22 protein-coding genes and 2 tRNA genes are annotated in these 21,847 nt (G+C 54.9%); 12 read left to right on the top strand and 12 right to left on the bottom strand.

The annotated features are described in order from the left end of the window. Positions 1-121: 121 nt before the first annotated feature. The 4 genes from JT718_RS05925 to JT718_RS05910 are packed head-to-tail and all read right to left on the bottom strand — an operon-like array spanning position 122 to position 3,817. A complete protein-coding gene (locus tag JT718_RS05925) occupies positions 122-895 on the bottom strand; it encodes a LytR/AlgR family response regulator transcription factor (protein ID WP_205501048.1) in 774 nt (257 codons plus the stop codon). Continuing rightward, positions 888-1,976 (bottom strand): sensor histidine kinase, encoded by a 1,089-nt coding sequence (locus tag JT718_RS05920; RefSeq protein ID WP_205501046.1) that lies wholly within the window; start codon positions 1,974-1,976, stop codon positions 888-890. Before JT718_RS05920 ends, JT718_RS05925 begins: the two co-directional genes overlap by 8 nt. Before the next feature lie 53 nt (positions 1,977-2,029). Then, the gene (locus tag JT718_RS05915) at positions 2,030-2,758 is read right to left on the bottom strand and encodes a LytR/AlgR family response regulator transcription factor (RefSeq protein ID WP_205501044.1); all 729 of its coding nucleotides are present in this window, start codon (positions 2,756-2,758) and stop codon (positions 2,030-2,032) included. Between the two features lie 15 nt (positions 2,759-2,773). After that, positions 2,774-3,817, bottom strand: coding sequence for a sensor histidine kinase (locus JT718_RS05910; protein WP_205501042.1), 1,044 nt, complete (start codon positions 3,815-3,817; stop codon positions 2,774-2,776). A 207-nt stretch (positions 3,818-4,024) separates the two neighbouring features. Here JT718_RS05910 and JT718_RS05905 point away from each other — a divergent pair, with 207 nt between their 5' ends. Genes JT718_RS05905 through JT718_RS05895 form a run of 3 tightly spaced genes read left to right on the top strand, consistent with a single transcriptional unit; the run spans position 4,025 to position 5,989 of the window. Next, the gene (locus JT718_RS05905; RefSeq protein ID WP_205501039.1) at positions 4,025-4,981 is read left to right on the top strand and encodes an ABC transporter ATP-binding protein; all 957 of its coding nucleotides are present in this window, start codon (positions 4,025-4,027) and stop codon (positions 4,979-4,981) included. 2 nt (positions 4,982-4,983) lie between these two features. Further along, a complete protein-coding gene (locus JT718_RS05900; RefSeq protein ID WP_205501037.1) occupies positions 4,984-5,760 on the top strand; it encodes an ABC transporter permease in 777 nt (258 codons plus the stop codon). A gap of 43 nt (positions 5,761-5,803) precedes the next feature. Beyond that, positions 5,804-5,989 carry a hypothetical protein gene (locus tag JT718_RS05895; protein WP_205501025.1) on the top strand — a complete coding sequence of 62 codons (186 nt, stop codon included), beginning with the start codon at positions 5,804-5,806 and terminating at the stop codon, positions 5,987-5,989. A 13-nt stretch (positions 5,990-6,002) separates the two neighbouring features. On the opposite strand, the gene JT718_RS05890 is transcribed toward JT718_RS05895, so the two are convergent. From JT718_RS05890 to JT718_RS05880, 3 genes are all read right to left on the bottom strand, one after another. Next, positions 6,003-6,635: an AlbA family DNA-binding domain-containing protein gene (locus tag JT718_RS05890; protein WP_205501015.1), complete on the bottom strand. Its 633-nt coding sequence runs from the start codon at positions 6,633-6,635 to the stop codon at positions 6,003-6,005. Positions 6,636-6,678: 43 nt separating this feature from the next. Continuing rightward, positions 6,679-7,527: an SDR family oxidoreductase gene (locus tag JT718_RS05885; protein ID WP_205501013.1), complete on the bottom strand. Its 849-nt coding sequence runs from the start codon at positions 7,525-7,527 to the stop codon at positions 6,679-6,681. Positions 7,528-7,673: 146 nt separating this feature from the next. Beyond that, positions 7,674-8,051, bottom strand: coding sequence for a DUF3127 domain-containing protein (locus tag JT718_RS05880; protein ID WP_205501011.1), 378 nt, complete (start codon positions 8,049-8,051; stop codon positions 7,674-7,676). A gap of 189 nt (positions 8,052-8,240) precedes the next feature. Here JT718_RS05880 and JT718_RS05875 point away from each other — a divergent pair, with 189 nt between their 5' ends. Beyond that, positions 8,241-9,182: an isoaspartyl peptidase/L-asparaginase family protein gene (locus tag JT718_RS05875; protein ID WP_205501009.1), complete on the top strand. Its 942-nt coding sequence runs from the start codon at positions 8,241-8,243 to the stop codon at positions 9,180-9,182. 40 nt (positions 9,183-9,222) lie between these two features. On the opposite strand, the gene JT718_RS05870 is transcribed toward JT718_RS05875, so the two are convergent. Next, positions 9,223-10,107, bottom strand: a complete 885-nt coding sequence (locus JT718_RS05870) for a cyanophycinase (RefSeq protein ID WP_205501007.1) — start codon at positions 10,105-10,107, stop codon at positions 9,223-9,225. A gap of 165 nt (positions 10,108-10,272) precedes the next feature. Between JT718_RS05870 and JT718_RS05865 the strand changes: the two genes are divergently transcribed. After that, positions 10,273-10,767 carry a YciE/YciF ferroxidase family protein gene (locus JT718_RS05865; RefSeq protein ID WP_205501005.1) on the top strand — a complete coding sequence of 165 codons (495 nt, stop codon included), beginning with the start codon at positions 10,273-10,275 and terminating at the stop codon, positions 10,765-10,767. Between the two features lie 71 nt (positions 10,768-10,838). On the opposite strand, the gene JT718_RS05860 is transcribed toward JT718_RS05865, so the two are convergent. Beyond that, positions 10,839-12,641 (bottom strand): M1 family metallopeptidase, encoded by a 1,803-nt coding sequence (locus tag JT718_RS05860; protein ID WP_205501003.1) that lies wholly within the window; start codon positions 12,639-12,641, stop codon positions 10,839-10,841. A 278-nt stretch (positions 12,642-12,919) separates the two neighbouring features. Here JT718_RS05860 and JT718_RS05855 point away from each other — a divergent pair, with 278 nt between their 5' ends. Both JT718_RS05855 and JT718_RS05850 read left to right on the top strand, forming a co-directional pair. Further along, positions 12,920-14,593, top strand: coding sequence for a L,D-transpeptidase family protein (locus JT718_RS05855; protein ID WP_205501001.1), 1,674 nt, complete (start codon positions 12,920-12,922; stop codon positions 14,591-14,593). A gap of 646 nt (positions 14,594-15,239) precedes the next feature. Beyond that, the gene (locus tag JT718_RS05850; RefSeq protein WP_205500992.1) at positions 15,240-15,680 is read left to right on the top strand and encodes a helix-turn-helix transcriptional regulator; all 441 of its coding nucleotides are present in this window, start codon (positions 15,240-15,242) and stop codon (positions 15,678-15,680) included. Between the two features lie 217 nt (positions 15,681-15,897). On the opposite strand, the gene JT718_RS05845 is transcribed toward JT718_RS05850, so the two are convergent. The 3 genes from JT718_RS05845 to JT718_RS05835 all read right to left on the bottom strand — a co-directional run bounded on the left by JT718_RS05845 (position 15,898) and on the right by JT718_RS05835 (position 17,171). After that, on the bottom strand, positions 15,898-16,440 hold the full coding sequence (locus JT718_RS05845) for a heme NO-binding domain-containing protein (RefSeq protein WP_205500990.1): 543 nt from the start codon (positions 16,438-16,440) through the stop codon (positions 15,898-15,900). Positions 16,441-16,774: 334 nt separating this feature from the next. Continuing rightward, positions 16,775-16,848 (bottom strand) — tRNA-Asp (locus tag JT718_RS05840). A 249-nt stretch (positions 16,849-17,097) separates the two neighbouring features. Further along, positions 17,098-17,171 (bottom strand) — tRNA-Asp (locus tag JT718_RS05835). Positions 17,172-17,415: 244 nt separating this feature from the next. Here JT718_RS05835 and JT718_RS05830 point away from each other — a divergent pair. The 5 genes from JT718_RS05830 (at position 17,416) to JT718_RS05810 (ending at position 21,380) form a co-directional block, all read left to right on the top strand. Next, a complete protein-coding gene (locus JT718_RS05830) occupies positions 17,416-18,363 on the top strand; it encodes an acetyl-CoA carboxylase carboxyltransferase subunit alpha (RefSeq protein WP_205500988.1) in 948 nt (315 codons plus the stop codon). Between the two features lie 53 nt (positions 18,364-18,416). Then, positions 18,417-19,259 carry an MBL fold metallo-hydrolase gene (locus JT718_RS05825; RefSeq protein WP_205501500.1) on the top strand — a complete coding sequence of 281 codons (843 nt, stop codon included), beginning with the start codon at positions 18,417-18,419 and terminating at the stop codon, positions 19,257-19,259. A gap of 3 nt (positions 19,260-19,262) precedes the next feature. Further along, entirely contained in the window at positions 19,263-20,030 is a 768-nt protein-coding gene (locus JT718_RS05820) for a patatin-like phospholipase family protein (RefSeq protein ID WP_205500986.1), read from the top strand. Positions 20,031-20,140: 110 nt separating this feature from the next. Continuing rightward, complete coding sequence (locus JT718_RS05815) at positions 20,141-20,758, top strand: hypothetical protein (protein ID WP_205500984.1); 618 nt, start codon at positions 20,141-20,143, stop codon at positions 20,756-20,758. 136 nt (positions 20,759-20,894) lie between these two features. Next, positions 20,895-21,380 carry a 1-acyl-sn-glycerol-3-phosphate acyltransferase gene (locus tag JT718_RS05810; RefSeq protein WP_317195486.1) on the top strand — a complete coding sequence of 162 codons (486 nt, stop codon included), beginning with the start codon at positions 20,895-20,897 and terminating at the stop codon, positions 21,378-21,380. The last annotated feature ends 467 nt before the right edge of the window (positions 21,381-21,847 follow it).

Raw genomic sequence — 21,847 nt, 5'->3', positions numbered from 1 at the left:
AAAACGGCTCTGAAACAGCGCGAAGAACCGGTACTCTAAAAAAGAAAAGAAGGCAATTGCAGCCAACGGCAGAGCCTAACGGCCGATGGTTCCTTTGATGCAGTCAGTGGCGGAACAGGCCCTATGATTCCAACTGCTGTTGCAGCGGCTCGCGGCGTGACCGGCTTACTTTAAGTTGGGTGCCGTCCTGCAGCACCGCCACTGCTTCCTGGTTGAAATACGTCTGCAAAGACTGAATACGGTCAATGTTCACGATGGTGCTGCGGTGGATGCGCACAAATTGCCTGGGGTCCAGCTGCGTTTCCAGTTGCTGCAACGGTTCGCGGTGCAGGTATTTTTTCCGGCCCAGATGGATGGCCACGTAGTAGTCCTCGGCCTGCAGCCAGTCAATGTCAGAGACTTTCAGCACCACTTGGCCTTGCGCTTCTTTCACCAAAATTCTCTGCAGGTACCGGGGAGGAGTGGGCGGGGCCAAGTGCTGGAGCACCTGGGTCAACTGAAGCTGCAATTGCTCTGCCGAGGGATTTCTCTGGACATACCGCTTTGCTTTGGAAAGCGTGCGGAAGAAACGCTCGTCATCAAAGGGTTTTAACAGGTAGTCTACGGCGTTGGCTTCAAAAGCCTGCAGGGCATACTGGTCATAGGCCGTCACGAAAACGATTACCGGCACCTGTCCGGCAGGCAGGCGGGAAGCTACTTCCAACCCGGTCATGCCCGGCATCTGGATGTCCAGGAACAACAAATCGGGACGGAGTTGGGATATCTTCTCCAATGCCTCGGCCCCGTGGCCGCAGGTAGTCACTACCTCTATTTCCGGGTCACTTTCCAGCAATAACGCCAGGCCTTCCCGGGCCAGGGGCTCATCGTCCACTACTATGGTTCTGATTTTAGTCATGGTTAGCTGAGGTTGGGAGAATAATCTGGGCTAGGGTGCCGCCACCGCATGCTGGTGATAGGTGAAATTGCGCGGCCTCACCGTACAAGGTTTCCAGGCGCTGCCGCGTGTTGCGCAGGCCTATTCCGCTGGCAGACCCAAGGTTTTCCGTTAGCCCAATGCCGTTATCCTGCACCTCAAGAATCAGGTGCTGGTGCTGGGCGGAGGCCGTAATCTGTACCTGGCCACCTGTAAGTTTCTCTTTCAGGCCATGGCGTAAGGCATTCTCCACCAGCGGCTGCAGCAACAAGGCAGGTACTTTAATTTTTTCGGCGGTGGGATCTACCTGAATGGAATAGGTGAGCCGGTCCTGAAAACGGATGCCTTCAATCTCCAGGTATTTCTGCACCAAGGCTATTTCCTGGCACAGGGGAATCAACTGCACGTGCGAGCTGTCCAGTAGGAACCGCAACAAATCACTCAGGCCCGCAATCATTTTAATGGCGGTCTGTTCTTCGTGTCTGCGCACCAGCATGGAAATGGAGTTGAGCGTATTGAAGAGGAAATGCGGCTGCAGTTGCATTTTGAGGCTTTCCAGGCGGGCATCGCTGAGCTGTTTTTCCAAGGCAAGGGCCCGCGCCTCCCGTTCCCGGTAAAAACGGCGGTACGTAAATGCGTAGCCAATACCCGCCACCATGGCGTAGATGATGAGCTGGAAATGAAACCAACTGCCCAGATAGCCCCGCACGTAATCCCACAGCTCGTATTTGGAGCCCGCGGTGCGGAGCGAGTACGTGAAGAGCGCCTGGAAAGTGGTCTGCAAAAGTGCTACGGCAATGGCAATGGGCAGGTGCCGGGCCAGCAGCGAAGCGGTGGAAACTTGCCGGTGAATCCAGCGGTTACTCAGCGCCAGAATAAAAGGAGTGTAACAGGCCCAAAGAAAGTAGAAGGGGAGTTGCCGCAGAAAGGCTTTGCCCAGGGTCACCGGCATGTCGCCGCCTTTCTCCATGAGGTAGTACTGCACCGAGGAGAAGATCCCCAGCAGGCACCACCCCAGGAAGAGCGTCACATACAACCGTTTTTTCTGCAGAAAGGAAGCCAAGCAATCCGTTTTTAAGCCAATTTGGGAAAATCAGGCCAAATATAGCGCATCGACTATAAGTTCTTGCTTTCCACCCAGCGCATAAAACTTTCTTTGTAGCTGTCGCCAATGGGTATTTCCTGCTCCTTTATTTTGATGCGGCTTTTCTCAATACTGTCAATGTGCGCCAGAGAAACAATGTAAGAGCGGTGCACGCGGGCGAACTCCAGTTCAGGCAACTTCTCCATGATCTTGTTCATGGATAACAGCGTGATAATCTTGCGCGAAGTGGTGTGTAGGATCACGTAATCCTTGAGCCCTTCAATAAAGAGAATATCTCTCAGGTTTACCCGTAAGGTCTTATAATCTGCCTTCACGAAGATGAAATCCTCAGTATCAGGTTGGTGGGTTGCTTGGGTGGGAGCCGATGCGGCAGCGGGTTGCAACTGGGCCCGTTCATAGACTTTGTTCACGGCTTTGAAGAACCGGTCAAAGGGGATAGGCTTGAGCAGGTAGTCTACGGCATCCAGGGTAAAGCCGTCCAGGGCGTACTGCGGGTACGCGGTGGTGAAGATGACGGCCGGCCGGTTCGTCAGCGATTGCACAAACTGCACACCGGTAATCTCGGGCATCTCAATGTCCAGGAACAGGAGATCGATGGGTTGCCGCTGCAGGATGGCCATGGCCTCCAGGGCACTGGAACAGGTTTGGACCAGGTTCAGAAACGGGATCTTGCTGATGTAGGAGCGCATGAGGTCCAGCGCGAGCGGTTCATCGTCAATGGCGAGGCAGGTCAGTTGCATACGGCAAGTTAATGGTTAAGATAAGGTATTCAAGACCAGTTTCACGTCAAATTGCTGGTTCTGCAGGTTGGTGTCCAGGGTGTAGGCATTAGGGTACAGCAGTTCCAGTCGCCGCCGGAGGTTCTGCAAGCCAATCCCGCCAAAAGCATCTTGATTGGGCGTGCGTTTGCTGGTGTTATGCGTGGCGAAGGTAAGTTGGCCGTCCTCGGTGTGCAGGCAAATGTGCATGGGGGCAGTGGTGAGCCCGTGCTTGAACATGTTCTCTACCAGGGGCATAAGTAGCATGGGTGGCAGCAAAACCTTAGATACAGTGCCTTTCACATCCAGAGTCAACAGCTCGGGGTTGGGCAATCTTAGCCGGTGCAGGTCCAGCAGATGTTCCAGGTGCTCAATCTCTTTCTCCAGCGGCACCAGCGGGGTATCGGTCTCGTAGAGTTGGTAGCGCAGCAGCAGCGACAGCTTCAGGATGGCATCGGGGGTGCTGGGGGCGTTCTGGTAGGCCAGTGAGTAGATGTTGTTGAGCGTGTTGAACAGGAAATGCGGGTTCACCTGGGCTTTGAGCAATTCCAGTTCGGTAGTGGTCTGCTGGTGCTCCAGTTCTTTGCGGCGGCGTTCGTTGCGCAGGTAATCGCCGGTAACCTTGAGTGCCGAGCTCAGGAATACGTTCATGATGCCCATGATCGCAAGTTGCACCATAATGGTAGAGAACCTGGTGATGGCAGGCGACTTCCTGATCTGGGCGGCTATTTTAGGATCATGGGCGGCAATTCTTTTCCATTCATACAACTCAAGGGGCGTACGGATGGCCGCAAAGGCCGCCAGGGTGAGAATTACCGCTAAAGCATACAGGACCACTTTGTCTTTGGCCAGGATCTTAGGCACCAAAACAAACCAATTGAAATAGAACAGGGCCAGGTGAAACAGGAACGTTTGCGCCAGATCTACCAGCATCCAGGTAATGGGCAGGGAGTTGTACCTGAAGTTGGAATAGAATAGATTAAATACCAGCAGCGCTACCCAAAGCAGCACATGGAGCAGAAGCGGCGTATGTTTCTTCATCGTTTTCCTGAAAACAAGCCAAAACTACGCATTCACCTACGCTTTCCCGCAGGAACGAAAAGGATTTAGACCAACGCCCAAAATTTATAGATGAACAGCTTGCAATGGGTAAAAGCGGGATTCGTCTACAAGAATAAGGGGTTGGTATAGTTTAGTTGCAGCCGCCCGAGGAACCGCTTTCATTTGAAGCATCAAACCCCTTCGGCTATGAAACACCTTATCCAAACGCAGGACCTGCGCTACCGCTACGGCAGCCGCGAAATCCTGACCGGCTTACACCTGAACATCCCCAAAGGCAGCATCTACGGGTTTCTGGGGCCCAACGGGGCCGGTAAAACCACCACCATCCGCCTGCTGCTGGGTTTGCTGACCCCCTCGGGCGGTTCAATTGATTTGTTCGGGAAGGAACTGGTCCGGAATAGGGTGGAGGTGCTCCGGCAGATTGGTGCCCTGATTGAAGTGCCCAGCCTGTACCGCCACCTTTCCGGCCGAGACAACCTGGAAGTCCTGCGCCGCCTTCTGGGCCTAGACAAGAAGCGGGTGGAGGCCGTGCTGGAGATTGTGCGCCTGCAGCAGGATGCTCATAGGCCGGTGAAGCAGTATTCCCTGGGCATGTGCCAGCGGCTGGGCATCGCACTGGCGCTGCTGTCTGACCCCGAGCTGCTCATCCTGGACGAGCCTACGAACGGCTTAGACCCCAGCGGCATCCGGGAGATGCGCGAGCTGCTGATTGACCTGAACCAGAAGCACGGTAAAACCATCTTTCTGTCCAGCCACCTGCTCAGTGAAATAGAGAAAACAGTCACCCATCTTTCCATTCTGCACGAAGGAACGCTTGCCTTTGAAGGCTCGGTGCAGGAACTACGGCGTGTGGCGGCACATACCCAAACCCTGGAAGTAGAGGTGGATAACGCTTTATTAGCCAGGGAAGTATTGCTGCTGCAGGGGTTTGCGGTGGAGACGTTAACGGAAAACCTGATACGGGTAGCGGTGGATTGCAAACCAACCGCAGCCCACCTGAACCGCCTGTTGGTGGAGCAAGGCCTGGCGGTGTCTGGCCTGGTGTATGGTCAGCGGAGTCTGGAAGAGGTTTTCCTGTCCATGACCCAGGAAGCCACCATTGCAGCAGATTCTACTCTCTCCTCAACCCTAACCCTTGCTTAACCATGGAAACTACAATTACCTATCTGCGCCGCGGTGCCTCCGCTGAGGCGCTTAAAATCAAAAACTCCTGGGCGCTGTGGCTTTCGTTGCTGGCGCCGCTCTCAGTGGTGGGCATGACGTTTCTGGTCTTCTTTTTCCGGGGCGATAGAATTCTGAAACCGGGCACCGACCCGTGGTTTATCTGGATGACCAACAACTTCATGGCCACCTCGCAGTTGCTCATTCCGCTGTTTCTGGCCCTGGTCACGGCGCTGGTGAACGGCATTGAACACAACTCCTTCGGCTGGAAACAACTGTACGCCGCGCCGGTGCCCAAATGGACGGTGTTCCTGAACAAGTACCTGCTGTTGCTGGGGCTTACGCTGGTGTCGTTTGCTACGTTTTGGGCGGGCGTGTTGGCGGCAGGATATGTACTGGGCTTTCTCAAGCCCGAGTTCGGTTTCCAGCACTACTACCATGTGCAGAGCATCAGCGTGGGAATCTTCCGCATCTTTATCGGGTCCCTGTTTATCCTGACCCTGCAGTTCTGCATCAGTTTCCGGTGCAAGAGCATTGCGGTAAGCATTGGGTCGGGGATCCTGTTCGTGCTGGCCTTCCTGATTGCTTCCAGCTGGGAGTACATTGGGTACTACCCGTACAGCTGGCCCTATTTCGCAGCGCTTGCCTCCACGACTAAGCAAGCCAGCTTTTTTGTGCCCCAGATGGGCTACAGCCTGGCGGGCAGTGCGGTACTCCTTGCCTTAGGCACCTGGCATTCCGGCCGAAGCATTGTGTCTTAGTTTTTCAGCTGATTTTGTAAAAACAGGCTTAAAACCCAAACCCATGAAAGTTGTATTTACCCTTACCCTAGGCGTGTTGCTGGGCTGGGTTTCCTCTGTCTGCGACAGGGAAGGGCAAGTGGCCTTGGAGCAGCACCAGATTGACCTGGAGGCCAGGTGGCAGTACCAGGCTGCCTCTGAGTACCCCAAGGAGGAACCCGTGAAATCCGTGCTGTTTGCCTGGCCGTAAGCTGCCTGGCTCCTCAGAACAAGGTGTAGTAAGGCTCCTTTTCCTTGTCGTGCAGCCTGATGCGGCCCTGCAGCACCATGATCGCCAACAGGCGCTGCACCTGCGGTTTGGAGAGGCTGCCCAGCTGCATGAAATCTCTGAAGGTGAGCCGGCGGAATCTTTTGAGCAGCTCCAGAATACGTTCCTGCTGGTAATCTATTATTTCCTCCAGGGTCTCGGTGGCCGGTTCCGGGGAGGGGAGCGTTCCTGCCACCAGGCTGGTCTGCACACTCTCGTCTTTCACCCGGGTGTAACAGCGCCAGTCATCTTCTTTCACTTTGGCTAAGTGAGGTTTAGTTGAGCTTTCCGGAATAATCACTTTAAGCACGGTGCCCTCGTCCATTTCCACTTCCTGGTAGAACACCTGCACCGGCGGATCACAGAAAAGGTTCACGGCCAGGTTCAACGTGTGCATTTCCTCTTCCGGGTCTACGCCGGTGATGGTGCCGTTGTCCTGCACGCCCACCAAAATATGGCCGCCCCGGGCGTTGGCGAAGGAGACCAGGGTGCGGGCAATGCGGGCCGCGTGGGTGATGGTCTTCTTGAACTCCAGGGTTTCGCCCTCGCCCTGTAGGATCAACAAATACATTTCCTGGGTTCCCTGCATGCCGCTGTGCCTCCTGCTTTTGGGGTGAAAAATGAAAAACAGCCTAAAAACCCGTCTGTTCCGCGCTGATGTCCCAGAGCCGACGGGCCAGGTGGGCGTTGTTGGAATCGGCGGAGGAGTTCACCGGGCGGCAGTCTTTGAAGTACTTGCCGCTTACGTGCTTTACGTACGGCGAAGTGGCCAGGTACACCGAGGTCTGGGCGCCCTTGGCCGGCGATTTCATGAACAGGCGGCTCAGGAGCATCAGGCTTTTCACAAAGAGGTTGCTGTTCTTCCCGAAGTTGGTGGCCACGGCGCCCGGGTGCAGGCAGTTCACGGTCAGGTTGGTGAACTCGGTGCGGCGGGCCAGCTCGTAAGTGAAGTAAATGTTGGCCAGCTTGGAATCTGCGTAGGCGGTGATGGCGCTGTATTTCTCGGGCTTGCCTGCGTGCTCAAAGTCCAGCTGCCCCAGCCGGTGGGCTTCTGAGGTCACGTTGATCACCCGGCCTTGCTCAGAGGCCAGCAAAGAATCCATGAGCAGGTTGGTGAGCAGGAAAGGCGCCAGGTGGTTGGTGGCCCAGGCCAGCTCCCAGCCGTCTGGGGTGGTTTGCAGCGGGCCGGGAATCAGGCCGGCGTTGTTGATGAGCACGTCAATGACCGGGAACTGTTCTTGGAGCTCGCCGGCCACGCGCCTCACTTCCTGCAAAGAAGACAAATCGGCTATAAAGAGCGAAAGGCGGGCGCTGGGTACTTTCCGCTGGATATCGGTTAGGGTCTGCTGGCCTTTCTGGGCACTTCGGCAAATTAGTAGCACGTGGGCCCTTTGCTGGGCCAAGGCTTCGGCGGTGGCTTTTCCAATGCCCGAGCTTGCGCCCGTCACTACCATCACCCGCTGGTCTGTTTGTGTTGTCATGTCCTCTGCTGCTCCGGCTTCTCGGGGGTATTGGGCACTACGCAAAAACAGCCGTTTTAGCTGCCTTTTGCCCTAAAAAGCCCTAAAACGAAAAATGCGGCCCTTTTTGGGAGCCGCATTTTGTTGTATGAGGAAGCAAGAATTCCTTAGAAAGGAAGATCGTTGTCCATGTCGTCGCTGATGAATGAGCTGGACTTAACCGGCTGCTGCGCGTACGGGTTGCCCGCGGCTTGCGGCTGGGCGGCACCGGCGTGCTCTACTCTCCAGGCCTGCAGGTTGGTGAAGTACATGGTAGTACCGTTCTTGGTGAACGGTTTACCGCTCAGGTTGAACGCAACCTTCACTTCATCGCCTTTTTTGTAGTTGTCAAGAATACCGCACTTGTCTTGGGTAAGCTGAAACTTGGCATATTGCGTATAAGAGCCGTCTGGAATCTCCAGAACGAATTCACGTTTCCGGAATTTTTCGCTCACTTGGGTTTCGTCAAAGATTTCGTGCAATCTTCCCTGTACATCAAAAGACATAGGTGATAAATTTAATATGATTAGTAAAGTAAACTCTACAAATATACAAAGAATGGAGGGTTTAGATTCCACCGGGCGATTATTAATTTATCCACCGGCCGGGGGAATTTGCCAAGGCTTGCCGCCCGGGTTTTGCCCCTCATTTTACCCCCATTCCTGAACTTTTTAGAAGACTAGCAAGAAGAACCTATGGAGAAAAAGCCATCCTTTGCCCTGGCGCTGCACGGCGGGGCCGGAACCATCACCCGCGCGTCGCTCACCCCCCACATGGAGCAGGAATACCGCGCCGCCCTGCGGCAAGCCCTGGAGGTGGGATATAAGATTTTGCGGGAGGAAGGTTCTGCCTTAACCGCCGTGGAAGCCACTGTGGTGCACCTGGAAGACTGCCCCCTGTTCAACGCCGGGCGCGGATCTGTGTTCAACAAGCTGGGGTACCACGAGATGGATGCGGCCCTCATGTGCGGCAAAACCCTGGAGGCCGGGGCCATTACCGGGGTGCGTAACATCAGGAACCCTATTTTGCTGGCCAGCGAGGTCCTGCACCATTCAGACCACGTGCTGCTGAGCCATCCCGGAGCCGAGGATTTCGCCCGTAACCAGGGCCTGGCCTTTGAACCCGACGCCTATTTCTTCACCCAGCAGCGCTACGACCAATGGCAGGCCCTGCGCGACACCGATGTCTACATGCTGGACCACTCTGAGACCGGCGAAAAGAAATTCGGGACGGTGGGGGCCGTGGCGGTAGACCTGGCGGGAGACCTGGCGGCGGCCACCTCCACCGGGGGCATGACCAACAAGAACTTCAACCGCGTGGGCGATACGCCCCTCATTGGTGCCGGCACCTACGCCAATAACAAGACCTGCGCCGTGTCCTGCACCGGCCACGGCGAGTACTTTATCCGGCACGTGGTGGCCTATGACATTTCCTGCCTCATGGAGTACAAAGGAATGTCCCTGGCCCAGGCCTGCAACCTGGTGGTGCACCAGAAACTGAAGCAGTACGGCGGCGAAGGTGGCTTGGTGGCCGTAAGCCCCACCGGCGAGGTGACCCTGCCGTTCAACTCAGAAGGCATGTACCGGGCCAGCTGGGTGGCCGGCGGCGAGCCCCTGGTAGGCATTTACCAGGAGTAGCCGTTTCGGGGCTGCTTTACAGAAAGTAGCCCCGAAACGGCTACTCCTCCCATGCTGGTTGTTTGTTGCCCACGCAGAACTTGCGTTCCTTTATGTCATAGTAGTTGCCCAGGGCCAGCACGTGCACCCTGAAGTTCTCAATGGAGAGCGGGGTGCCCGGCGCGGCGTAGGAGGTGTTGTTGTGCTTGATGTGGTGCCCGTCTACCACAATCACCAGGTTAGAACCAATGGTTTCTATAAAGTTACCCTGGCTGATTAGGACGCCGGTGTCTTCGCCCAACCCTATGCCTATTTTAAAAGGGTGCGTGGCTACGGCTTCCATCAAACGGCCGAATCGGCCGCGTTTCACAAAATGTGAGTCAAAAATAACGTTCTCCTGGAACGCCAGGCCCCGGTCCAGCTTCACCGATCCCTTCAGCAGGGCCCGGGAGCTGCTGCCGCCCGTGATCATGATGTCTGACATGGCCATGGCCCCGGCGCTGGTACCCGCAATCACAAAACCCTCTTCCTGGTAGTAGCGCCGGAGCAGGATCTGGTGAAAGGCCGTGCCCGAGAAAATCCTGAACAGGCGGGACTGGTCGCCGCCGGTGAACATCACGCCGCTGGCGGCGCGCAGGCGCTGCAGGTACTCGGGCTTCAGGGCGTCGGCTTCCTCCCTTATGTCCATCACCCGCACCTGCTGGCAGCCCAGCACCTCAAAGGCGCGCAGGTACAGGGCCCCCAACTCCTCGGGGATCATGGAGGCCGACGTGATGACTTCAATCCGGGCCTGGCTGCCGCCCATGGCGTCAATAATGCGCTTGAGAATGCCCAGCTCAAAGAAATTGAGGTGGTACTGCTTCTTTGCCCGGGGAAAAGTGCCCTTGTCTTCGTTGCCGCCTACGGCGATGAGAATGCCCTTGGGAGCCTGCTCAAATGTGGTCATGTATGCTGCTTACGGTTACTTTCTGGGGTTATACGGGGCAACCGGGCGCAATGGCTTGCCCTAATTGCGGCGGAACAGAAGTTCTGAGATTCTTTTGAACTAGGCAAAAATCGCCTCGTATAGGAAAAGTACTTAGTGAAGATGTTCACCTTAAACCGTTTAGCTATGAAATTAACATCCTTGAATGACCTGTTCATCCACCAGATGAAAGACCTGTACAATGCGGAGCAGCAAATCATGAAGGCCATGCCTGAGGTGATGCAGAAGGTGTCTAACCGGGAGCTGGCTTCTGCGCTGGAACAGCACATGATGGAGACCAGGGGCCAGATTGACCGCCTGGAGCAGTGCTTCCAGATCCTGGGCATCAGCGGCACCGGTGAGAAGTGTATGGCCATGGAGGGAATCATCAGGGAAGCCCGCGATTTCCTGACCCACGACGCCGACCCCGATGTGATGGATGCCGGGATCATTGCCTGTGCCCAGCGCATTGAGCACTACGAGATAGCCGGCTACGGTACCGCCTGCACCTACGCCAAGTTCCTGGGCCACAACCAGGTGCTGGACCTGCTCAAATCCATCCTGAGCGAGGAGAAAATGACCGACGAGAAACTCACTGTGATTGCTGAAACTACCGTGAACAGAAAAGCAGAGAACCACTAAACGCCTTTCTAAGCCACACAAAAAAGCCCGTTAGGCAAACCTAACGGGCTTTTTTGTGTGGCCTGGCAGCTTTAGCGGTTCAGGAGCGCATCCAGGGTGCTGGTGGCAACGGCGTGGTAATTGGGCCGGGCTTTCTGGTAAATAGCCTGGGCCTGGGCGGTGCCCTGCGGGGTCTGCAGGAGGGCTTTGTAGAGGGGCAGCAGGAATTTGCGGCGGCCCACCCGCACCAGAAACGCCTCCAGAGCCGGGTAGGCGGCTTCATAGCGGTGTAGAATGGCGTGCCTGAGCCATTCGGCCTGCACCTCGGCGTTGCCTGAGGCGGTGAAGCCAAAGGCCTGGTCCAGCTCTTCCAGCTGGGCTTGCGTGAGGCCCTGGGGCAGGTTGGTGAGGAAATACAGCCACTCATGGGTGCTCCAGCCGTGGGTGGCCAGGTCCTGGGCGGCGGTACCGTGCTGCCATTTCTCCAGTTCCTGGGCTACTTTCTCAAACAGGACGGCTTTGGGGGGCAGTTGGCCCGCCGGGAGGCCGGGAGCGTGTATCCAGCCTGCGGCATTTATCTGTTGCCGTAGCGTGTCATCCCCGTTTATCAGCTCTTTTTCCAGAAACTGCTCAAAACCGGCGGTATCCATAGACTGGAACCGGAACTGGCTGAAATATCGGTTCACAAACAGATCAAACCTGTCGCGCCCAACCAGCTTTTCTAGGTGGCGCAGGAAGGCATTGCCCTTCTCGTAGGCAATCTCGGTGAGGCCTTCGTCCGGGTCGCGGCCTGCAAGGTTCAGGTGGAGGCAGGTGTCCTGCGGTTTGTCGCGCAGTTCCTCCAGGGTGAGCTGCAGGTCCTGGTAGCCCAGGGTGTGCAGCATCTCGGCGTATGCGGGGCCGTAGAGCGCCTCCATGATGCGGCGCTCAAAATAGACGGTGAAGCCTTCGTTCATCCAGAAGTCGTTCCAGGTGGCGTTTGTGACCAGGTTCCCCGACCAGGAATGGGCCAGCTCATGGGCTACCAGGCTGGTGAGCGAGCGGTCTCCCGCAATAATGGTGGGCGTGCAGAAGGTGAGTTTAGGGTTCTCCATGCCCCCGAACGGAAAGCTGGGCGGCAGCACCAGCAGGTCATAGCGGCCCCACCGGTAAGGGCCGTACAGGTCCTCGGCGGCTTCCAGCATTTTCTCGGTGTCGGCAAACTCATAGGCCGCCGCCTCCAGCGTGGCCGGTTCGGCGTACACCCCGCACCGTTGCCCCAGGGGCGCAAAGGCCAGATCGCCCACGGCTAGCGACAGCAGGTAGGAGGGAATGGGCTGCTCCATCTGAAAGAAGTACTCGCCGGTGGCCCCTTTTTCCTGCGGGTTGTCGGCGCTCATGAGGGGCAGCAGGTGGGCGGGCACCTGCACCCGCGCCGTGTACGTGAACCGCACGCTGGGGCTGTCCTGGCAGGGCAACCAGGTGCGCGCCAGGATAGCCTGTGACTGCGTGAACAGGAACGGGTGGGTCTTGCCGGCCGTCTGGCCTGGTTCCAGCCACTGCAGAGCCGCCGACTGCGGCGTGGTCACAAACCGGATCTCCACCTGCCGGGTGTCTTCCCGGAGGGCGATGTGCAGGCCCTGCCCCAGGAAAGGCTCCTCCTCTGTAAGGTGGTACTCGGCTTCTTGCTCCTGTCCCACCAGCTTTACCCCGGTAATCTGCAGGTGGCGCACGTCAAAGATAACTTCCGGAGCCCCCTGGTGCTGGAGGGTGTACAGGCCGGTGCCTTTGATGGTTTTCTTGCTAAAATCTAGTTCCAGGTGCCAGTCGGCATGGGTCATGCGGGCCGTTTCCGGCCTGGAAAAAGAATGCGGGTCTTGGGGATGTAGGGTGGGTGAACTATTGCTAAAATCCATTTTGTGAAAGGCTGGTTAAGTTAGTGGTTGTTGGTGACAGAGCCTGGCAGAGAAGCTTATTTTAGGGTCAATTTTTCCAAAACGGCCCTAAAACAGGAATCAGAGGTACTTACCTGAATTGGTCTCGCTTCTGGCAGGGTTGGGTGATTATAGTGTCGTATGGCTATATTTGTATGCATTTGGATTAGAAATGTACAATTTAATATAGTTGCGCTACCTTAACTTTTTTGGGAGCTTGGGAGTATAAGGAACAAACTTTTATGTAAGGTAGAATATCTATGAAATTAAATAAACTCTCCTTTTGCTTTTTCTTCTTTCTCATGATGACCATGGTGCTGGTGTCGGCCTGTGCCAAGTCGGGGGAGAAGCAGAAAAAGAAAGTAGCGCTTACCACGGCCAAGGAGTTTCCGCAGCAAACCGACAGTGTTTACGTGGTCAGGTTCACCTTGAGCGATCCTGAATTCAAGGAACACCTCAATTTAATGAAACTCTTCTATCGGGAGCGCCAATACCGGTTTGCCTGGTTCAAAGATGGCGAACTGGTGCCCCAGGCCTATAAATTGGTGGAGGTCATTAACCGGGCCCATGAGGAAGGCCTGGACCCCAAAGACTACGCCCGCAAAGACTTCAAGGGCATGTTCCAGCGGCTGGAGCAAGCCAAAGGCGATTCGGTGCGGTACAAACTGCAGCAGGAGCTGGACGTTACCCTCACCGCCTCTTACTTTGACTACGCCACCGACTTCTACAAGGGAACCGTGAACCCCCGCAACGTAGACAACATTGACTGGGCGGTAAAGAAAAACAAGATCAAGCTGCACAAGGCGCTGCAGACCATCTTGAAGGAAAGGGAAAGCCGTTATCCCTACTATGAATTTGAGGCCCTGCACAGCGGGTACATCAGGCTGCGCGAGGCCCTGAAGCAGTACCGCCTGGCCAAGCAGCAGGGCGGCTGGCCTAAAGTGGAACTCGCCACCAAAATGCTCAAGCCCGGCGACTCGGCCCAGGCCGTCTTAACCCTCAGGCACCGTATTCTGGGAAAACCCGCGGAAAATACTCCGCAGAACCTGGTGTATGACCCAGAGCTGGCCAAAGCGGTGCGCAACTTCCAGATCCGCCACGGCCTTAAGCCCGACGGGGTAGTGGGAGGGGAGACCTTGCGGGTCATGAACATTCCCATTGAGGAGCGCATTGACCAGATCATCCTGAACATGGAGCGCTGGCGGTGGGTACCCAAGCGCTTTGAGGACAAGTACGTGTTTGTGAACATTCCAGAGTACATGCTGCACGTGTTTGAGAAAGACAAAGAGGTGCTGAGCATGAAAGTAGTGGTGGGGAAAGAGATGCACGCCACCCCGGTGTTCAGCGACAAGCTGGAGTACATTGTGTTCTACCCGTACTGGAATGTGACACCCCAAATTCTGGCCGAGGAGATTGCCCCTGCGCAGGCCCGCAACCCCAACTACCTTGCCGCCAATGACATGGAGTTGGTGAAGGACATAGGCAACAACAAAGTTGAGGTGCTCTCGCCGCACTCCGTGGATTGGTACACCGTAGACGAGAAGTTCAAGTACCGGGTACGGCAGCGCCCGGGAAGCAAGAACCCGCTGGGCTACGTGAAGTTTATCTTTCCTAATGAGCATAACGTGTACCTGCACGATACCCCCTCAGACCACCTGTTCAACCAGGCCGAGCGGGGTTTCAGCCACGGCTGCATCAGGGTAGAGAAGCCATTTGAATTGGCGCAGTACCTGCTCAAGGACCAAAAGCAATGGACTCCATCGGCCATCAAGGCGGCCATGCATGGCGGGGCCGAGAAGTATGTCAACCTATCAGCGAAAGTGCCGGTGTACATTGTGTACTTCACTGCCTGGGTAGACGATGCCGGCGCGGTACATTTCCGGGATGATGTCTACGGCCACGACCGCGCATTGGAACTGGCTTATTTTAAATAATAGAAGTGTAAGTCCCTGCTTACTTCCATAAGAGTTCATCCTCCGTCTTTGCTCAACTTTTTAGCAGGGGCGGAGGATTCTCTTTTTGGGCAAGTTAAAAGGTTGAGGCTCGGCTTCGTTTTGTACAAGGCAGGGAACGGCCTGGTGGCAGGCACCCACCGCAGGATGAGCTTACCCAAGTGCCGGGAAGAACATTCAGGTCCGGTAAGGGAGAAAGCAGGATGAGAACTTTTAGCTGCCTGAATACCCTTTACATCCACCGCTCAGAAGGGAATCGCATCGAGTGGAAGGTATGTTGCCATTATGGCAGGAGCTTAATGGATAGAGCGCTCAAGTTTGCTGATTCTTGGGGAAGACAAGTAGGCCGCTTTGTAAAGGTGGAAAAGGAGTGAGGCAACAAAGATAAACCCTGTTTACATTTGTTATACAAATGTAAACAGGGTTTATCTTTGTTGGTGAGCAGCAGAACGAATGCGGAATAAAACCTTGGATCTGCACTTATTATATTAATTTTGAATCTGTTGTGGAAGTTGCTTTAAGTGAGGCTTACAGTTGGGCGGGTGATTTATCCCCAACCTAGCGGTAAACTCTAAAGGGCATTGTTGCTCCGGTTTGATGGTTTTGAACAGAAAACAACTACCTAATTGTGTCTGAGTTACTCCCCAGAATTACAGAAATACTCCACTGGAGCACCCTAGGGCCCGCCGCTTTCGCCGATGAGATTGGGGTTGCCAGAGCCGTGATGAGCCATATTTTGTCTGCACGAAACAAGGCCAGCCTGGAAGTGGTGCAGAAAGTTCTTCTCCGGTTCAAAGAGATTTCCCCGGCCTGGTTGCTTCTGGGCCAAGGAAGTATGCTAATGCAATTGGGAGAAGAAACAAGCCACTCTGACCCGGTGTTGAAGCAGGTTCATGGCGAGTCTTCTGATGCTAATGTGAGTAGCCGCGCTGATGAGGATGGAAAAGTACCAACGCAGCTGCACCCTTCTACCCCGCCGATTCCAAGCAAGTATGGCCAGGAAAGAAAAGTGGTCAGGCTAATGCTGTTGTATTCAGACGGTACATTTGAGAGCTTTGATCAGCCTTAAATTGCAATATCAAAGGTAGTGTCATTTGAAAGTAGTTTCAAATAACACTGGTGCATGTTGCATAAAAGAAAGAAGCCTCGCCGCAAGTCTCCAGTAAGAGGTGCTTGCGGCAAGGCTTCAGAGCGAACATCAAAGGCTGGTTGTTAGCCCTTAATCAAATTATTCTATTGCAGAGGTATCTTGGTAAAGGGGGCTTCTAAAAGGTGGGCTTTCCGGTTTAGGACACCAGGGCAACGTCAATAAGGTACACACCTTCTTCCTCAGTGTTTGTGAGGTGGACGTGCAACTTGTGGAGTTCCCCGTAATGATCAGCAATTCCCTTGATGACCCCTACGCCCAACTGCGGGATGTTCCTTTTGGACCTATAGTGAATGTGGATGGATCTGGGGCCTTTTCTTTTAATCTCCAGAATAGGAGGGGTTACGTCGGGGTTGTTGGTCCTGACGGCATGGTGCATGGTGTTCTCTGTGTGCTCCAGCAGGTCAATGGTTTTCCAGGTGGGGTCAATGTAGGCCTTGTACACCTTGAGCAGATTGGGCACCAAGGCATAGCCAAACCTTTCCAGAAAAGCCCCGGGTTCTACGTCCAGCTCCTTGATGGCTTCCCCCACCAGCGTGAATACAATGGAATCGGGGTAAATCTGGGTAGCATCAATGGATAGGCTCTCGGCGTTGGCCTTTTTAGAGATAGTATTCCAGGTGGCAAAGCCGTGCTCTTTAATGACAAACTTCTCAAACTCTAATAAAATAAAACCATGCATAGGTAAACGGTGGGGCTCATGGGGTGTATCGGCGGGCAGCCTTAAAGGCAGGTCCGGCAGATTTTGGTAAATATTGCAAAAAAAGCCCACTTCTCTTACCTGGCTGAAGAGGGCAAACAGGTTATCTTTTCCCAAAAGGCATTGCTGGCGAGGAAGCAGTAGGTGGAAAGTGCCGCACAGCCTGCGTACGCCCGTTTTGGGCCTGTTTTTACGATTTTAGCCCCAAAGCGATTTACTGATGAGGGGCGAGCCTACTGACCAAAGGTGGGCAAGCGGGGCAGGGCCAGCTAAAAGTAGGGCACAAAAAAAGCCCCTCATCTCTGAGGGGCTTTTGCGGTCCGGACGGGACTCGAACCCGCGACCTCCGCCGTGACAGGGCGGCATTCTAACCAACTGAACTACCGGACCAACTTGTGTTTTTATCACCTCAGGACCTGCTGTCCCGTTTTGATGGTGCAAATATGTAGCGTTAAATTTTAAGATGCAACTTTCCTTCTCAAGAAAACCTCTTTTTTTTCTGACCTGGGCCTTAAGGCTCTGTTTCTGGCCTGTTTTGGGCGAAAAAGGGTGAAAACGCTTTCCCGAACCAAACGCGCTTAACTGGCGGGCCTACTGCAAAGGGCACAAAAAAAGCCCCTCATCTCTGAGGGGCTTTTGCGGTCCGGACGGGACTCGAACCCGCGACCTCCGCCGTGACAGGGCGGCATTCTAACCAACTGAACTACCGGACCAACTTGTGTTTTTATCACCTCAGGACCTGCTGTCCCGTTTTGATGATGCAAATATGGGGGGTAGATTTTTACCGCACAAGGCCCAAGCCTAAAAATAGCCAAATTTATATATGCCAGTAGGGGTAACCCGTTCATAGTCAACCCAAAAATTTTCACTTAAAACTAGAAAAAAGTCCTGCTACTAAACTTTGCAAGTTTCGTTTACCTTTGTAGTCACACTTTAGCTAAACGTAAGGGGCATCATATGCTATTAGATTTTGAACAACCCATTGCTTCCCTTGAGGGGAAACTAGCCGAGATGAAGAAACTGGCCGCCGAAAGCCAGGTAGACGTGAGCGAGGCAGTACAGGCATTGGAGGATAAAATTAAGACGCTTAAGAAAGAGACCTATGCGAATCTTACCCGCTGGCAGCGGGTGCAGCTTTCCCGCCACGTAGAAAGACCCTATACCCTTGACTACATCAATGGCCTGTCTTCTTCCTTTATAGAGTTGCACGGCGACCGCAACGTGCGCGACGACAAAGCCATGGTGGGCGGTTTTGGCGAGATTGACGGCAGAACCGTCATGTTCATAGGCCAGCAGAAGGGCCGCAACACCAAAGAGCGCCAGTACCGCAACTTCGGGATGGCCAACCCCGAAGGATACCGCAAGGCCCTGCGCCTCATGAAACTGGCCGAGAAATTCAACAAGCCCATTGTTACCCTCATAGATACGCCGGGTGCTTTCCCGGGCCTGGAGGCCGAGGAGCGCGGACAGGGCGAAGCCATTGCCCGCAACCTCAAAGAAATGTTCATGCTCAAAGTACCCGTAATCTGTATTGTTATAGGAGAGGGCGCATCGGGCGGAGCCCTGGGTATTGGCATTGGCGACCGCGTGTACATGCTGGAGAACACCTGGTACTCGGTGATCTCGCCGGAGTCGTGCTCTTCTATCTTATGGCGCAGCTGGAACTACAAAGAACAGGCGGCCGAGGCCCTCAAACTCACAGCCAAAGACATGCTGGGCAATAAACTGGTAGACGGCATCATCAAAGAACCGCTGGGCGGCGCGCACGTGAACCCCGAGAAGATGATCAGGACGCTCAAGAAAAAGATCCTTTCCACCCTGGAGGAACTGGAAGCCATCCCCGCCGAAGAACGTATCATGCAGCGCATTGAGAAGTTCGGGCAGATGGGCGTGGTCGCCGAGTAAGTCCGTTTTAGGGCGCTTTTCAGGAAATCAGGCACAAAAGCTCTTCTATGTCGTTGACCTTATACCCCATCAATACCGGAAATTTTAAGTTAGACGGAGGCGCCATGTTTGGCGTGGTGCCCAAGTCCCTCTGGCAGCGCACTAACCCCGCAGATGAGAACAACCTCTGCACCTGGGCCATGCGCTGCCTTTTGGTGCAAACCCAGGACCGGCTGGTGTTAATTGACAACGGCATAGGCGACAAGCAGGACGCCAGGTTCTTCAGCCACTATTACCTGCACGGCGATGACTCACTGGAGAAGTCCCTGCGTAAAGCCGGTTTCGGGTTCTCAGACATCACCGATGTTTTCCTGACCCACCTGCACTTTGACCATTGCGGCGGCTCGGTGCGCTACGGGCAAGACGGCACTTCCCTGGAAACCGTGTTCCCCCGGGCCCGCTACTGGAGCAACCAGGACCACTGGCAATGGGCCACCCAACCCAATCCGCGCGAAAAGGCGAGCTTCCTGAAGGAGAACATCCTGCCCCTGCAGGAAAGCGGCCAGCTGGAGTTCCTGCCGGTAGGGCAGGAGCAGTTCCTGCCCGGCTTTGACGTGACCTACGTAGACGGCCACACCGATAAAATGATGGTGCCCCGCCTGCAGTACAAAGGCCACACCCTCTGCTTCATGGCCGATTTGCTTCCCTCGGTAGGGCACCTGCCGCTGCCGTACGTGATGGGCTATGACACCCGCCCCTTGCTCACGCTGCAGGAGAAGGAAGCTTTCCTGAACCGGGCGGCCGAGGAGCAGTGGGTGTTGTTCTTTGAACACGATGCCCAACACGAGTGCTGCACCGTGAAGCACACCGAAAAAGGGGTGCGCGTTGACCAGGTTTTTCCTTTCGCAGCCCTGTAAGCCATGCCTGCACTGGGACTTTGCCTGTCTGGGGGAGCCGCCCGCGGGGTGGTGCACCTGGGGGTGCTCCAGGCCCTGCAGGAACTCAACGTGCCCATCCATGCCATTTCGGGGGTAAGTTCCGGGGCCATTGCCGGGGCCCTGTACGCGGCCGGCTTCGCGCCGGAAGAAATCCTGCGCTTGGTGTGTGACCTGCCCCTTCCTAAACTGTTCAAACCTGCCCTCAACCGCGGGCTCCTGCACACCCAGGCCTTGCACAAGATCTTTGAGGAGCATTTGCATGAGACTACGTTTGAGGAACTGCCCATTAAACTGATCATCTCGGCCGTGGACCTGGTAGAGGGCAGCACCGTGTATTTCACCCAGGGCTCGCTCATTGAAGCCCTGAAAGCCTCCTCGGCGGTGCCCATTCTCTACAAGCCCGTGCAGCGGGAGAAGCGGCTGCTGGTAGATGGCGGCATCATCAACAACTTACCCGTGGAGTGCCTCACCGGCGAATGCGACAAGATCATTGGGGTGCACGCCAACCCCACCAACTACAAGGCCGAGATCTCCAGCATCCGGAACGTGACGGAACGGATTTTCCATCTGGCCCTGCACGCCAACGTACAACCCCGCGCCAGCCTGTGCGACCTGTTCATTGAGCCGCCCAAGCTCCGGGACTACCACATCTATGACCTGAAAAGGGCCCGGGAAATTTACGCCATCGGGTATGAGTACACGCTTACGCTAGAACCCCAGCTCAGGGCGCTGCTCCAGAGCGTTAGCTAACTAGTTAACGTATATAAATTATCCTATTAAGAAGGCAGAATCTTCCTGTCTTTGAGTAAATTAGTTTCGTATAAGGCAAAGGAAAGCTCCTTCCTCCTAACCAGTCTTGTATGGGCAAATTTCTTTACGTAGCCGTCTTTCTGCTTGGCTTTTTGCCCGTGAGGGCCCAGGAAAACAGAAGCACCCTTATACCGGCCAAAATCATTCAGCGCACCCTCATGGTGGGCGGAAGCGTGAGCGGCTCTTACCGCCAGATAGACATTACCGGCCCCAATGAACCAGTCTCGGGCCACCGGACGCAGTTTGACCTGGACGCCAAACTAGGCTACTTTGTCCTGCACGATTTTGCGCTTGGGGTGCGGGGCGCCATCTACTACTATAAGGAATCTATGGACAACCAGGTGCCTACCCAGGCCACGAATGTGCTGGTAGGGCCCTTCGCGCGGTATTATCTAAACAACGGGTTCTTTGGCGAGGCCAGTGCCGCCGTGGGGGTGAACAAACGCCCCAACATTTCCAAAACCGACCTTGCCGAGTTTAGGGGCGGCGTGGGGTACGCCATTTTCATCAACCCCAAGGTTGCCGTTGAGCCGGCCCTGCTCTTTTCCTACTACCAGGAGAAACGCGTGACCGAAGGTAACCGAAAGGTGACCGAGTTTGGGCCCACCCTCAACGTGGGCTTGCAGGTGTACCTGTTCAGAGAACGCAAGTTTAAACTCACCCCGTAAGCCTGACCCAGATAGAAACCAGCAGAAACGCTGGTTTTTTTCGTATTATTGTGGTCTGATCTAACGCAACACTATGTTTGGGAAGGCACTCGCAAAAGTTATTTTCAAGGTATTTGGCTGGAAACTGAACGGATCTATGCCACCGGACATCAAGCAGGCCATTATGGTAGCCGCGCCGCACACCAGCAACTGGGACTTTGTGTTTGCCCGGGCCGCGTTCTACCTCATGGATGTGCCCGTGAAGCTGACCATCAAGAAAGAGGCGTTTTTCTTCCCCATGGGCGCGCTGCTGAGGTCCATGGGGGCCGTGCCGGTAGACCGCAAGAAGAACAACAACCTGGTGGCCGCCATGATTGACATCTTCAAGACGCATGAGGAGATGGTGATGCTGGTAACCCCCGAGGGCACCCGCAAGTACCAGCCCCGCTGGAAAAAGGGCTTCTACCACACCGCCGTTGGCGCCGGGGTGCCCATCTTGTTGGGTTACCTGGACTACGCCAAAAAAGAAGCGGGCATTGGCCCCACTATTTACCCCACCGGTGACTTTGACGCCGACATGCAGAAGATCCTGGCGTTTTACCGCACCGTTACGCCTAAATTCCCGAGCCAGGGGGTTAGGTAAGTTTCCATGAAACCATTTTCAAGCGTTTAGGGGCTGTTTTACAGAAAACAGCCCCTAAACGCTTTTTTGTTTTAGTGGGAATGAATTGTTTAGGCTTCTGGAGATGGAATACAGCTTTGTTCTGTGCGGCGGAGCCATTTAAGGCCTTGGCTCTATCGTTATTCAAAAGACAGTTACTTGTAGGAGGAGGCGGTCCTTGCGCTGATGACCGCATGTTGGTTGTTGGTGATAACACCAACAACGGTTTACAGTTTATACAGTATTAGGGTAGGAGGAAGGGATGGAACACTGAAAACGAAGGAACACCAACAATGGTAGAACCACGGTGTTATAGGAATTAGGGTAGGATGATAGGACGGAACACCTACAGCAGTGAAACACCAACAATGGTAGAATAGGCAACTGGATTAAAGCAGATCGGCCGGGGTGAGTGGTTTTTGAGTTTGTTGGCAGTGGTTGGGGCGGGG

This window comes from Rufibacter psychrotolerans (assembly GCF_016924645.1).
Taxonomy (GTDB): Bacteria; Bacteroidota; Bacteroidia; order Cytophagales; family Hymenobacteraceae; genus Nibribacter; species Nibribacter psychrotolerans.
This window is presented reverse-complemented; position numbering and strand designations above follow the sequence as displayed.